Raw genomic sequence first — 13,729 nt, 5'->3', positions numbered from 1 at the left:
GCGGAAGCCGACTTTTTAACTTTTAAAATATAGATACATTATGTCTGTTCATTCTGAAATAAAAAAAAGTTACGACTGAAACCTTGCGTAAAATGAAGTTCGACAAGGAAAAAATAACAATGCTTACAGCCTATGATTTCACTACAGCAAAGATGGTAGATGCAGGAGGAGTAGATGCTGTTTTGATAGGAGATTCTGCAGCCAATGTAATGGCAGGTTTTGAAACTACGCTGCCTATTACTCTTGATCAGATGATCTATCATGCTCAAAGCGTTGTACGTGGAGTAGACAGAGCTCTCGTTATTGCTGACCTTCCTTTTGGAACTTATCAGAGTAATCCTGAAAAAGCATTAGAGTCTGCCGTGAGAATGATGAAAGAGGGCGGTGCCCATGCTGTGAAAATTGAAGGCGGTAAAGAGATTTTAAAATCAATCAAGAAAATTGTTAATGCAGGAATTCCTGTGATGGGGCATTTAGGATTAACCCCTCAGTCTATTTATAAATTCGGAACTTACAAAGTAAGAGCGAAGGACGAAGCAGAAGCTGAGAAACTGATCAGTGATGCGCAGCTTTTAGAAGAATTAGGGTGCTTTTCTGTTGTTTTAGAAAAAATTCCGGCAGATTTGGCTAAAAAAGTATCAGAAAGTATCTCGATTCCGACAATCGGAATCGGAGCAGGCCCTGACTGTGACGGACAGGTTTTGGTTTATCATGATATGGTAGGAATGAACCAGGGATTCAGTCCAAAATTTTTGAGAAGATATCTTGATCTTTACAGTGAAATCACAGGGGCGGTTGCACAATATGTAAAAGATGTAAAAGAGGTTACCTTTCCTAATGAAAAAGAAAGCTATTAATGAGAGATAATCAACAGACTATACAAGGAGTTATTTCCGTTATCGCATTGATCTGCCTTGCCGTAGGATGGTTCAATTTCTTTTCACCGGAAACTAATGATATCCTCTCGAAAAGGGTATTTTACATCGTCATAGGAATAAGTTTTGCCATTCAGGCTCCTTTTCTGTCTAACAGAAATTTTGTATATCCAATGTATGCTGCCGCAGGCCTTTGTATTGTTGGCGCTTTTCTTCCATTGGAATCAAGGCTGGCTGCAATGAAAACACTTGGGCTTCTTGCAGGGATTATTCTTTCTTTGTCGAACAGACGACAGACTAATTAAATGTAAAATGGAGGAGCAGATTGCTTATGAAGACAACCATCTCCTGGTTGTAAATAAAAAAGTCGGTCAGCTTGTACAGGGTGACAAGACCGGTGATGAATCGTTATTAGAATCAATAAAGAACTTTATAAAGAAAAGAGATGCTAAACCGGGAAATGTTTTTCTCGGTTTGGTTCATCGTATAGACCGTCCGACATCAGGTTTGGTTATTTATGCCAAAACCTCAAAAGCCCTTTCCCGTCTTACTCAGATGGTTAAAAACAGGGAAATTAAAAAAACATACTGGGCTGTTGTTGCTAAAGAAATGATTCCGCATCACCAGAGGCTGGTTCATTATTTAAAGAAAAACGAGAAAAATAATAAAGCCATTGTTTTTCCAAAGGCAACAGATGGAGCAAAAGAGGCAATTTTAACTTATAATGTTATTAAAACCCTGGACAATTATATGCTTCTTGAAATTGATCTGGAAACAGGAAGACATCATCAGATCCGGGCTCAACTTTCCAAGATTGGAGTTCCGATAAAAGGTGATTTGAAATATGGAGCACCTCGGTCCAATCCGGATGGAGGAATCAATCTTCATGCACGGATGCTTACATTCATCCATCCCGTGACCAAAGAAGAGATCAGAATTGTAGCTCCTGTTCCGCAAAATGATGCCATATGGAGAGCATGCGAAGAATAAGTCTGAATATAAAAGTTAATCTTAACATTATACTATTAAACATACAAAAGACCATCTAAAAGCAGATGGTCTTTTTGTTTTTAATGAAATCATTTTGCCTGTTTTGAAAAAATAACTAACTTCGTCCCATACTTTAGGGGTGTCTGTTGACAAACAGACTGAGACTTTACCCTTTGAACCTGATCTGGATCATACCAGCGTAGGGAAAAGTGAGATGACTTTTTGCTGTACATTTCTATTGTACAATTATAGCCATTCCTAAAGTGATTTATAACAAAAATCTTGGAATGGAACTTATAATCAATCACACACGGAAAACTTTCGATATTCCACCGGAAAACCTGGAGGCTTTGATGGCTCTGGAGGCACCCGGCCGCAAAAAAGGAATCGCTGTTGCCTTAAACAATCGTATTATTCCCATTTCCTCCTGGCAGAATACTGTACTTCAGGACCAGGATTCAATTTTAATTATTACCGCAACACAGGGCGGCTAATCTTCGTAAAACCCCAATAATTTTATGGCACATTCAATTACGCGTTCGCCATTTCCGAACTCAAAGAAAATTTATGTTGAAGGAAGCATTCATCCTATTAAGGTTGCTATGCGCGAAATCCTATTGAGCCCTACAAAGCTCAGCAATGGAACATTGGAGAATAATCCTCCTGTCACGGTTTATGATACGTCAGGACCTTATACGGATGAAAATTCGCAGATCGATATCCAGAAAGGACTTCCAAGAATAAGAGAGCAATGGATACTGGAAAGGGGAGATGTAAAAATTCTCGACGGAATATCGTCCGAATATGGGAAAGCCCGTTTGGCAGATCCGAAACTGGATGAATTACGTTTTTCTTATAACCATAAGCCAAAAGTCGCTCTGGAAGGAAAAGAAGTAACCCAGTTATACTATGCAAAACAGGGGATCATTACTCCTGAAATGGAGTACATTGCCATCCGTGAAAACCAAAGAATAGAACAGCTTGATTTTGTTTCCAAAGAAATGTCTTCCCAGCATGCCGGGAACAATTTCGGGGCAAGAACTCCTAAAAATAAGATTACTCCTGAATTTGTAAGAGAAGAGATTGCTGCCGGAAGGGCAATCATTCCTAATAACATCAACCATCCAGAAAGTGAACCGATGATTATCGGGCGGAATTTTTTAGTAAAGATAAATGCCAATATTGGTAACAGTGCTGTTTCTTCCAGTATCGATGAAGAGGTCGAAAAAGCAGTGTGGGCATGCAGATGGGGTGCGGATACTATTATGGATCTTTCCACAGGAAAAAATATTCACGAAACAAGGGAATGGATCATCAGAAATAGTCCTGTACCTATCGGAACTGTTCCTATTTATCAGGCACTTGAAAAAGTGAAAGGAATTCCTGAAGATCTTACCTGGGAAGTATTTAGAGATACTCTGATCGAGCAGGCTGAGCAAGGCGTTTCGTATTTTACCATTCATGCAGGAGTGCTGCTCAGATATATTCACCTTACCGTTAATAGAGTAACGGGAATTGTTTCGCGCGGAGGCTCTATTATGGCTAAATGGTGTCTTTATCATCACAAAGAAAACTTCTTGTACACGCATTTTGAAGAGATTTGTGAAATCATGAAAAAATATGATGTAGCTTTTTCTTTAGGTGACGGACTTCGTCCGGGATCTATTGCAGATGCTAATGACGCAGCACAATTTGCAGAGCTGGAGACTTTAGGAGAGCTTACGAAGATTGCTTGGAAACACAATGTACAGGTAATGATTGAAGGTCCCGGTCATGTTCCGATGCATATGATCAAAGAAAATATGGATAAGCAGCTGGAAGAGTGCCACGAAGCACCTTTTTATACATTAGGGCCGTTAACAACAGATATTGCACCGGGCTATGATCATATAACTTCAGGAATCGGAGCTGCCATGATCGGATGGTTTGGATGTGCAATGCTTTGTTACGTTACCCCTAAAGAACATCTAGGACTACCCAATAAAAAAGATGTGAAAGACGGGGTTATTACCTACAAGCTGGCAGCACATGCTGCGGATTTGGCAAAAGGACATCCAGGTGCTCAGTACAGAGATAATGCTCTGAGTAAAGCAAGGTTTGAATTCAGATGGGAAGATCAGTTTAATCTTTCCCTGGACCCTGAAACGGCAAAAGCATATCATGATGAAACATTACCGGCAGAGGGAGCAAAGATTGCGCATTTTTGTTCCATGTGTGGTCCTAAATTCTGTTCCATGAAAATTACTCAGGAAATACGGGAATCCGCTGAAATGGGGATGATGATAAAATCACAGGAGTTTATCGAGAACGGAAAGGAAATTTATTTATGATCATTGTCATAAGTCCTGAAAACATTTTAATCAATGAAGCAGAATGTGTCAATAAGATGTTTCAGGATGGGCTGGAATTATTTCATATCAGGAAACCTTTTATCACTGAGGAAGAAATGATCGTTTTCTTGGATCAGATCGATGCATCATTCCGTCATCGATTGGTAATGCACGGTTATTTTGACCTGGCAGCAGAATATGGCATTTCAAGAATACACTTCAGAGAAGAGGACCGTATTAATGGATTGCATTCATGGCGTGCAAAAGGTTCGGTAATCTCTACATCGGTACATGATATCATTTGTTTTAATGCTCTTGAGCCCAATTGGGAATATGCTTTTTTCAGTCCATTTTTCTCAAGCATTTCAAAACCGGGATATGGAGAACATTCCACGGTTTTAGAGAAGATAGGACTTCGGAATAATCATGATGTAAAACTTATTGCTTTAGGAGGAATCTATGAGGAAAACATGGAGATAGCACTGAGATCGGGAGCAGAAGGCTTTGCCTTGCTGGGAGGGATCTGGATGAATGAGCAACCTGTAAGGGCATTTAATCAGTGCAGGAATAGAATGTTGGAATATAATTATCAAAACAGGTAGAAATTGATCAAAGAAAAATTACAATATATTTCCCAGGGAAATACAAAAGAAGAACAGGAATTGAATATTCACAGGGCTCTGGACGCCGGTGTAAAGTGGGTGCAGGTTCGTTGGAAAAACGCGCCTGGGAAAGAGCTTTTTGAATTGTGTGAAAAATCAAAATTACAATGTACCGAATACGGAGCAATATGTATTATTAATGATCACATACATTTGGCAGAATTCGTAGATGCTGATGGTGTACATTTAGGATTAGATGATGATACAATCACTCAGGCAAGACAGATTCTGGGTCCTGAAAAAATAATCGGGGGAACAGCCAATACATTAGAGCATGTCCTGCAAAGAATTGATGAATCTTGTGATTATATCGGTTTGGGGCCATTGCGGTATACACCGACAAAGGAGAAATTAAGTCCGGTACTGGGCTTTGAAGGGTATCAGCAACTGATCTGGGATTTAGAAAAAAGATCGGTTAAAATTCCTGCAATCTATGCAATTGGAGGTGTACGTCTTGAAGATGTAGAATTATTACAGAAAATTGGAATCCATGGAGTTGCTGTCTCCGGACAAATTACAGGCAGGCCGTCTGTCGTTAATGAATTTATAAAATCTTTCAAATGAATCAAATACTAACAATAGCAGGAAGAAATTTCGAATCAAGGCTATTTCTGGGAACGGGTAAATTCGGAAATCTGGCAGAAATGACACAATCTATTATTGCATCAGAAAGCAATATGGTGACAATGGCACTGAAAAGAATTGATGCTCAATCTAAGGATGACGGTATTCTCACGGCACTGCAGCCCACCAATACCCATCTTCTGCCTAACACCTCCGGAGCCCGTACTGCCAAAGAAGCAGTACTGGCTGCGCAATTGGCCAGAGAAGCGTTAGAAACAAACTGGGTGAAACTGGAAATACATCCGGACCCTAAATATTTACTGCCGGATCCTATAGAAACATTATATGCAACGGAAGAACTTGCGAAGCTTGGGTTTATTGTAATGCCTTACATTCATGCTGATCCCGTTTTATGCAAACGGTTAGAAGACGCAGGGACAGCAGTGGTTATGCCATTGGGAGCCCCTATCGGAACGAACAAAGGTCTTCGGACGTTGGATTTCCTGGAAATTATCATTAGCCAGAGCAACGTTCCTGTGGTAGTTGATGCAGGAATAGGAGCCCCATCTGATGCGGCAAAGGCCATGGAAATTGGTGCTGATGCCGTGTTGGTGAATACTGCTATAGCCGTGGCAAAGGATCCGATCAGTATGGCAATTGCATTTAAGGAAGGGGTTATTGCAGGAAGAAGAGCTTACGAAGCCGGACTGGGCTCGATCAGTTCCCATGCTGAGGCATCAAGCCCCTTGACTTCATTTTTATTTGAATAAATCGTATTAGAATGAAAAATTTTGAGGAGGTTTTCACATCCTATGAGTGGAATGATATTAAACAAAAACTGGAAAATGTCACTTTATCCGATGTAGAATACAGCCTTCAGAAGAAGCAGAAAACATTGGATGATTTCCTTAATCTTATTTCAATGGCTGCGGCTCCGAAATTAGAAGTGATGGCTGGCATGGCGAGAGCGATTACCCAAAAACGTTTTGGCAAAGTAATCCAGCTTTATGCACCTTTATACCTTAGTAACGAATGTCAGAACATTTGTACCTATTGTGGTTTTAGCTTAGACAATAAACTGAAAAGAAAAACACTTTCCGATACTGAGATTATGATAGAAGCAACGGTTCTGAAGGCGATGGGAGTAAATCATATATTGCTGGTAAGCGGTGAAGCGAATAAGACCGTAGGGATTGCCTACTTTCTGAATGCTGTTCGGTTATTAAAATCCCATTTTGCCAACATTTCTATCGAAGTACAGCCATTGTCAGAAGATGAATACCGATTACTCCATCAGGAAGGAGTTCATTCAATCCTTGTGTATCAGGAGACTTATCATCAGGAAGTGTATAAGCAGTATCATCCGAAAGGTAAAAAATCAAATTTTAATTTTCGTCTGGAAACACCTGACCGAATAGGAAGAGCAGGGATCCATAAAATGGGGTTAGGTGTTTTATTAGGATTGGAAGATTGGAGAGTCGATAGCTTCTTCAATGCAGCCCACATTGATTACCTGCAAAAGCAATATTGGAAAAGTAAATTTTCCGTATCATTTCCGAGATTACGGCCCGCTGAGGGAATCATAGAACCCAACTTCATTATGGAAGATAAAGAGCTTTTGCAACTCATTTGTGCTTACCGGATATGGAATGAAGATCTTGAAATTTCCATTTCTACAAGGGAGAATGAAAATTTCAGAAATCATATTGTATCTCTTGGAGCCACTTCCATGAGTGCCGGATCTAAGACTAATCCGGGAGGTTATGCTGTAGATCCTCAATCGTTGGAACAATTTGAAACCAGTGATGAAAGAAGCATGCTGGATATAAAAAATGTGATCAGGAATGCGGGATATGATCCTGTTATGAAAGATTGGGATTCTGTGTACAGTGGTTTTTAATAGAATGATCATGAATAGCGAAGAAATGTTTTCCAGGTACAGCCGTCAAATTTTTATTGATGAGATTGGTACTTCAGGGCAACGAAAAATACTTAATGCAAAAGTGCTTGTTGTGGGGGCTGGTGGATTGGGGAGTCCTGTTATTCAATATTTGGCAGCGGCAGGAGTTGGCATTTTAGGGATCGCAGACTTTGATAAAGTAGAGCTTCATAATCTGAACAGGCAGATTATTCATAATGAAAAAAGTGTCGGGATATCCAAAGTGTCCAGCGCAGTACAATTTGTTGAAGCACTTAACCGGCATATTACTATTATTCCCATTGATGAAAAGATAGATCTTTCAAATATTGAAAGGATAATTTCTAGATATGACCTGATTGTAGACGGATCAGATAACTTTTCTACACGGTATTTAATTAATGATGCTTGTGTGAGACTAAAAAAACCGGTGGTTTATGGAAGTATTCTGGGCTTTTCCGGTCAGGTGGCAGTATTTAATTACAGAGAGAGTAAAAACCTGAGGGATCTTTTTCCTGAACCACCGGTGGATGAAGATACCCCGGATTGTGATAGTTTAGGTGTTCTGGGATCATTACCCGGAATAATAGGAAGTATGATGGCACATCTGAGCCTGAAAATAATTACAGATCTTCCTGTGAATACCAATCAGCTGACTTTGGTCGATACTATGGACTGGAGATTTCACATCATCGATTTTTAATTATATTGTTTTTAAATAAATCGGGCAATAAGAATATTCTTACTGCCCGATTTTATGATAATTGATATGTTGATGTAGTATTAAAAGACTATAACCTGATTATTTACTATCCTGCTGCATTACCCCTCCGTTATCCTCTTTCTTGCTGCTGTTTAAGATATTCGGATCCTCTTTAGCCAGTTTGTTTTTGGTTGGGATCTTATAATTAATGGAAAGTCCGAAATTTCTTGTGTCATATTTTGTTCTCAAAGTAACCGCTTCTCCGGATGGCGGATTAGAACGAACTTGCATTACCTGTCCGTTAAAAATATCATTAGCAAATACAGAAACAGTAAGACGATTATCCAAAAACTTTTTAGTCAGTGTAATATCCAGTGAATTGCTGAATGGTTTTTCTGCTGTGAAGTAGAAATAACCTGCTTTTGGCGTCAGGTAGCTGTAGTTTGCTGTTAGCTTAATCTGTTTAGGCAGAATAAGTTGGGTCATCACATTGAAAATCCAGAATCCTTTGTTGTTTAGATTATCAATATCATGTTTCTGATATCCTGCATACAGATACATAAAATTGATTTTGTCTGGATTAAAATCAAACTTCATGATTTCGCTCATAGGCTTACTAAAAATCATGAAAGGGACAGGAAGCCCTACATTGAAATTGTGGATCCTCATGCTGGAAATGTTTATCTGCTCATTAAACAGGTTTTTTCCATTTTTTCTGATGATCTGTGCAACCTGATTTTTAGCTGAACTTACACTATATCCGATGAATGCATAATCAAAGGCAGAAAGTTTTACTTCATAATTGTCAAAGATCGTAGGCTGCAGATTCGGATTTCCGGTAACCTGGGTATTCGGTCCCTGGAATGTAGTGTTATTGGGATTAAGTGCAGAAATACTTGGCAGACTGATTTTCTTGTTATAGTTTGCTGAAACAGAAACCTGATTCATAAAGCTGTACTGAACACTTGCATTTGGAAATAATTTAAACTTATTAAAAGGGATCAGATTTTTCTGAACTATTGCACCGGTACTGTCAATCACCCTTGTAATTCCAGAGATGTCATAATTTTCAGCCCTTGATCCTAATGTGAAATCGAATTTTTTCAATTTAGCCTGGAACTCAAGATAGGTGGAAGCGGTCTGTCGTTGATAGTCCAGATTGGTCAGACCTCTGCTTTGAGTATCGAAGTTTTGTTTTTCATATAATCCACCGAAACTTACCTTTCCTCCATCAAGGATCTTGATTGGCTGCGAATAATCCACTTTAAAATTAGCAATTCTCATGTCAGATTCATTGTTCAGTAAAAGACCATCCGAAAATCTTGGAAGATTTTCGTTAGGATTGATGTAACTGATATCTCTGAAAATATTATTCTGATCAAATTTACTCGTTGATTTGGTATATCCGAACTGGAAATCTAGTTTTTGAGATTTATCACTAAAGCGTTTCTGATAGGTTATTACCGCTTCCTGTCTCAAATTATTCGTGTAGGCAGCATCAAATGCATGAAAATATCCTTCCCTGATACTGTCTTTAACAGGAATGTACGGTAGGTCAGCAAAACCGTTACTATCTGTGTAATTGCTGTTTTTATTATGATAGATATCGTAATTTAATAATAATCTGTCCTGTCCCAGATCAAATGTTAAGCCTGATTTCGCGAAATAACCACGGCCGATTCTATCCGTATTGCTTAATAATAAATCATTTTGATTCGAATTCAGCATACTTTCCCGATAGTTCTGTCCGATGTTCAGCTGCCATCCGAAATATTTATTACGGGCGTTTAAATTTAAAGAGTTGCTGGTTCTGCTTCTCAACTTACCGTAGTTGGTAAATGAATAATTTCCTGAATAAGTTGCCGTAAGATACTTATTAGCATTTTTGTTCGTAATGATATTCATAATTGCGCCCCCGGAAGTTGCCGGGAATTCAGCGCCAGGTTGAGTGATCACTTCAATTCGGTCTACAGAATTGGCAGGCATCCCTTCCAAAAATGAATTAAGTTCATTGGAAGTAATGTTTAAAGGGCGTCCGTTAAGATAAACATCAAGGATCTTTCCCTGATACATCATACCCGCAATATCAGTAGACACCAGACCCGGAAGTTTTTTGATACCCTCTAAAACATTTCCGTTGTTCAGCTGGGGCTGTTCTGAAAAATCAAAAATAGTACGGTCTGCCTTTTGTTCAACGGCTTTTTTAGTTTTGGTAATTACAACGCCTTCGATCTGCTTTTCCTTGACCTGGTTGTTGGTTTTTTCCTGAGCCTTTGTGACAATAATGCTTAAGGAAAATAAAACGAGTACAATTTTTTTTCATAATGGTTTTTACTACTACTCAGTTAGACGTTTAAAATAAAAAAAATGTTACAAGGAAAGTTTTTAGAGGGTTGTTTTATTCCATTAAATACCTCACAATAGAATATAATTATATTGCATCATCATACGGCTTGGTTTTGCGATTAATTTAAAAATTTTACAAATTATTTTTTTATTTGTAAAATAGTTATATCTTTGCCTCACAATTATCAAGAATCTCATAGATGGGATAGCAACCTGCAAAACAAGCAAGGTGCTGAAATAGATAAGCCGGCAAGCTCCGGAAAAAATGTTTTTCTATTCATTCCCATCTTACAATTTTTGTTTAAAATTTAAAATCAATGTTTAAGAACAGGGAAAATTACAGCACAATGAATTTGACTTTTTGCCCGGCAGATATCGAAGCAAAGCTTCTGTATGCTGGTGATCACTCATGGCATTTCGTGATGTGTATGTGTTGTTGTTCTTAGCCTCTGGTTTCTATTAACTAATAAAACCGTTTATCATTTTTCTTTTAGCCTTGTGTTTTCAAGGTTACAGGATACTTTTTGCTTAAAATTTTAAGCAAACAAAAAAATTATAATAAAAATTTAAAAATAAAACACATGCGCCATTTTAAAAATAGAAGTATCATTGCCTCGGCCACTTTAATTTCGACGTTTTACTTCGCCCAGTCTGATACTCTAAAATCAAAAAAAAATCGATGAGGTTGTTCTTCTCGGTTCAAGAGGATCAGGTAGATCATTAACAGATACTCCGGTTCCGGTAGACGTTATTAACATTTCAAAAATATTGAAACAAAGCCCGGTTAATAATATAAGCCAGGCTCTAAACTATATTGTCCCTTCTTTTTCCTCCACATCGCATACTGTAAATGACGGGACGGATTTTGTGGATCCTGCACAGTTGAGGGGTTTAGGTCCCGATCAGGTTTTAGTTTTACTTAATGGGAAAAGAAGGCATCAGTCTTCACTCATCAATGTAACACTTACACCAGGTAGGGGTTCGGTGGGAACAGATCTTAATGCGATTCCCGCTTTTGCTTTGGATAAAATTGAAGTGCTTCGGGATGGTGCTTCTGCCCAATACGGATCTGATGCTATTGCAGGAGTTGTCAATTTAGGTCTTAAAAAAAGATTGGGGCTATCCGGTCAGTTATTTTTGGGAGGATATGCTTCACCGGTTACCAACAATTTTTCCGGTGGACTGGATGGAGAAACCATCTCTTTAGACCTGAATTATGGATTCAAACTTGGAAAACATGGTTTCTTCAATATTACCACATCAACCCAATACCGGGATCCTTATTCCCGAGCTGGTGTGAGGAATGGCGATATATACAATGCCTATAATGCTATTAACTACAGGGCTGCTCAAGATGGGATAGATATAGACGGGCTTTATAAGAATATAAATAATACTTCCAATAGCCAGCAAATTATCAATACGATTAAACAATATGCAACAAAAGTAAATTATTTTTCATCTGATTTACAGAATAAAATTGCAAACGCCAATAATATTTCAACTTTACAGGGTTTATTAGGAGGGGATGTTACCAATGATGAACTTGCATATAGAGGACTTCAACGAAAAGATTTCAGTATCAGGGCTGGACAATCGAAATTGCAGTCAGCACAGGTTTATTATAATTCAGAAATTCCGATTAATGATGACTGGAAGGTGTATTCTTTTGGAGGATATAGCTACAGGCTTGGGAATGCCGGAGGTTTTTTCCGTTTGCCTAATACCGAGAGAAATATCAATTTTATAACACCCAACGGATATCTGCCGCAAATTGAGTCTACCATTAATGATTATTCATATGCAGCTGGGATCAAAGGAAAATGGAATGACTGGAATATAGATCTCAGTAACACTTTTGGGAAGAATACTTTCAATTTTGGAGTTGTTAATACTTTTAATTCTTCATTGGTCAACAACTCTCCAAGAAGATTTGATGCAGGTGGACTTGAGTTTTTGCAAAACACCCTAAACCTTGACTTTTCCAAAAAGTATGATGTATTGCATGGGCTGAACATTGCATTTGGAGGGGAATACCGTTATGAAAATTATAAGGTGAATGCCGGTAACGAGAATTCTTATGCCTCTTATGATATTTATGGAAATGTAGTGACCGTAAATACTCCAAAAAATGAGCTTGTGACTGATTTTTTTGGCGTAACAAGACCTGCCGGTTCCCAGGTATTTCCGGGATTTAGTCCGGATAATGCTGTTTCCGGAAATAGAAATAGTGTGGCCGGATATGTAGATGTGGAACTGGAACCAACGGATTGGTGGCTGGTAGAAGGTGCTTTGCGCTATGAAAACTATTCAGACTTTGGATCTACCTTTAATTATAAACTAGCGACTAATGTGAAGTTGGCTGATAATTTTAATTGGAGAGGTGCTGTTTCTACAGGTTTTAGAGCCCCTTCATTAGCCCAGATCTATTATAGCTCAACATCAACCTTAATTCAACAGGGTAATACTACCCAGGTAGGAACATTTAGGAATAATTCCGAGGCTGCACAGGCGCTTGGGATTCCAAAACTGAAACAGGAAACCTCCCAGTCGTACAGTACAGGACTTACTTGGAAAGCTCCAAATTTGAATCTTGTGGTTACAGCAGATGTTTATTATATTAAAATTAAAGATAGAGTAGTGCTCACTGATTTGTTTTTCAGGCCTAAAGGTACTAGAGGTGTAGATTTTCCTGAAGGATCGGATCAGGCGATTCTGCAGGATGCTTTTGACCTTGCAAGAGCTAGTGCCGCCAATTTTTTTTGCGAATGCTGTAGATTCCCAGACCAAAGGGCTTGATCTTACCATTTCCCAGACATCCAATTTAGGTTCAGGAATTAATCTGGAAAATAACTTTGGGCTCAATCTGAATCAGACAAGAAGAATAGGAAATATTCATGCCTCCCCAAAATTAGTTAGCCAGATAGACAGTTACTTTTCTGAGCCTAACAGGATTTACTTTGAAGAAGCTGTACCCCGTGTAAAAGCAACTCTATCCAATAATCTTAGAGTTTCCGGATTTAATATTTTATTGAGGAATTCTTTCTTTGGAAAAGTAACCGACGCTGATGTATTGGATGCTAATTTTGATGGTGTAGTAGGAAAACAGGAACACTTTGTATTGAATAATCGTTTTGTAACAGATCTTTCAATAGGCTATGACTTCAGTAAAAATATATCTGCAACTATTGGAAGTAATAACATATTCAATGTAATGCCTTCCAGAAATCCACTAATCAATTCCCTGACAGCAGATAATCAGTTTGTCTACTCCAGACAGGTTTCCCAATATGGCATTGGAGGACGATTTCTGTTTGCAAGAATAGAATTTAAGTTTTAAT

The 13,729-nt window shown here is 38.5% G+C and carries 12 protein-coding genes, 1 pseudogene and 2 riboswitches; of the genes and pseudogenes, 12 read left to right on the top strand and 1 reads right to left on the bottom strand.

Annotation, left to right across the window (positions count from 1 at the left end; translation table 11 throughout):
- Positions 1–40 precede the first annotated feature (40 nt).
- The 10 genes and pseudogenes from panB (at position 41) to ACJ5H0_RS10975 (ending at position 8,042) form a co-directional block, all read left to right on the top strand.
- Positions 41–857: pseudogene (gene panB, locus ACJ5H0_RS11020) on the top strand (3-methyl-2-oxobutanoate hydroxymethyltransferase).
- The gene (locus ACJ5H0_RS11015; protein ID WP_172281234.1) at positions 857–1,180 is read left to right on the top strand and encodes a hypothetical protein; all 324 of its coding nucleotides are present in this window, start codon (positions 857–859) and stop codon (positions 1,178–1,180) included. Before panB ends, ACJ5H0_RS11015 begins: the two are co-directional and overlap by 1 nt.
- Positions 1,181–1,187: 7 nt before the next feature.
- The gene (locus ACJ5H0_RS11010; protein WP_273650005.1) at positions 1,188–1,865 is read left to right on the top strand and encodes an RluA family pseudouridine synthase; all 678 of its coding nucleotides are present in this window, start codon (positions 1,188–1,190) and stop codon (positions 1,863–1,865) included.
- Positions 1,866–1,990: 125 nt separating this feature from the next.
- Positions 1,991–2,088, top strand: a riboswitch (TPP riboswitch).
- Between the two features lie 64 nt (positions 2,089–2,152).
- Positions 2,153–2,359: a sulfur carrier protein ThiS gene (thiS, locus tag ACJ5H0_RS11005; protein ID WP_172281231.1), complete on the top strand. Its 207-nt coding sequence runs from the start codon at positions 2,153–2,155 to the stop codon at positions 2,357–2,359.
- Between the two features lie 24 nt (positions 2,360–2,383).
- Positions 2,384–4,195 carry a phosphomethylpyrimidine synthase ThiC gene (gene thiC / locus ACJ5H0_RS11000; protein ID WP_411249584.1) on the top strand — a complete coding sequence of 604 codons (1,812 nt, stop codon included), beginning with the start codon at positions 2,384–2,386 and terminating at the stop codon, positions 4,193–4,195.
- A complete protein-coding gene (locus ACJ5H0_RS10995) occupies positions 4,192–4,797 on the top strand; it encodes a thiamine phosphate synthase (protein ID WP_411249582.1) in 606 nt (201 codons plus the stop codon). The genes thiC and ACJ5H0_RS10995 overlap by 4 nt, the downstream gene beginning before the upstream one ends.
- A 3-nt stretch (positions 4,798–4,800) precedes the next feature.
- Positions 4,801–5,421: a thiamine phosphate synthase gene (locus tag ACJ5H0_RS10990; protein WP_411249580.1), complete on the top strand. Its 621-nt coding sequence runs from the start codon at positions 4,801–4,803 to the stop codon at positions 5,419–5,421.
- Complete coding sequence (locus tag ACJ5H0_RS10985) at positions 5,418–6,191, top strand: thiazole synthase (RefSeq protein WP_194304252.1); 774 nt, start codon at positions 5,418–5,420, stop codon at positions 6,189–6,191. The genes ACJ5H0_RS10990 and ACJ5H0_RS10985 overlap by 4 nt, the downstream gene beginning before the upstream one ends.
- An 11-nt stretch (positions 6,192–6,202) precedes the next feature.
- Positions 6,203–7,321, top strand: a complete 1,119-nt coding sequence (gene thiH / locus ACJ5H0_RS10980; RefSeq protein WP_411249578.1) for a 2-iminoacetate synthase ThiH — start codon at positions 6,203–6,205, stop codon at positions 7,319–7,321.
- Positions 7,322–7,331: 10 nt separating this feature from the next.
- Entirely contained in the window at positions 7,332–8,042 is a 711-nt protein-coding gene (locus tag ACJ5H0_RS10975) for a HesA/MoeB/ThiF family protein (protein WP_411249576.1), read from the top strand.
- Between the two features lie 99 nt (positions 8,043–8,141).
- On the opposite strand, the gene ACJ5H0_RS10970 is transcribed toward ACJ5H0_RS10975, so the two are convergent.
- Positions 8,142–10,139, bottom strand: a complete 1,998-nt coding sequence (locus ACJ5H0_RS10970; protein WP_411249574.1) for a TonB-dependent receptor domain-containing protein — start codon at positions 10,137–10,139, stop codon at positions 8,142–8,144.
- 426 nt (positions 10,140–10,565) lie between these two features.
- Positions 10,566–10,664: riboswitch (SAM-I-IV-variant riboswitch) on the top strand.
- 492 nt (positions 10,665–11,156) lie between these two features.
- Here ACJ5H0_RS10970 and ACJ5H0_RS10965 point away from each other — a divergent pair.
- Positions 11,157–13,187, top strand: a complete 2,031-nt coding sequence (locus ACJ5H0_RS10965) for a TonB-dependent receptor plug domain-containing protein (protein ID WP_411249572.1) — start codon at positions 11,157–11,159, stop codon at positions 13,185–13,187.
- On the top strand, positions 13,135–13,728 hold the full coding sequence (locus ACJ5H0_RS10960) for a hypothetical protein (RefSeq protein ID WP_411249570.1): 594 nt from the start codon (positions 13,135–13,137) through the stop codon (positions 13,726–13,728). Before ACJ5H0_RS10965 ends, ACJ5H0_RS10960 begins: the two co-directional genes overlap by 53 nt.
- Position 13,729: the final 1 nt, after the last annotated feature.

This window comes from Chryseobacterium proteolyticum (assembly GCF_046591535.1).
GTDB classification, from domain to species: domain Bacteria; phylum Bacteroidota; class Bacteroidia; order Flavobacteriales; family Weeksellaceae; genus Chryseobacterium; species Chryseobacterium proteolyticum.
This window is presented reverse-complemented; position numbering and strand designations above follow the sequence as displayed.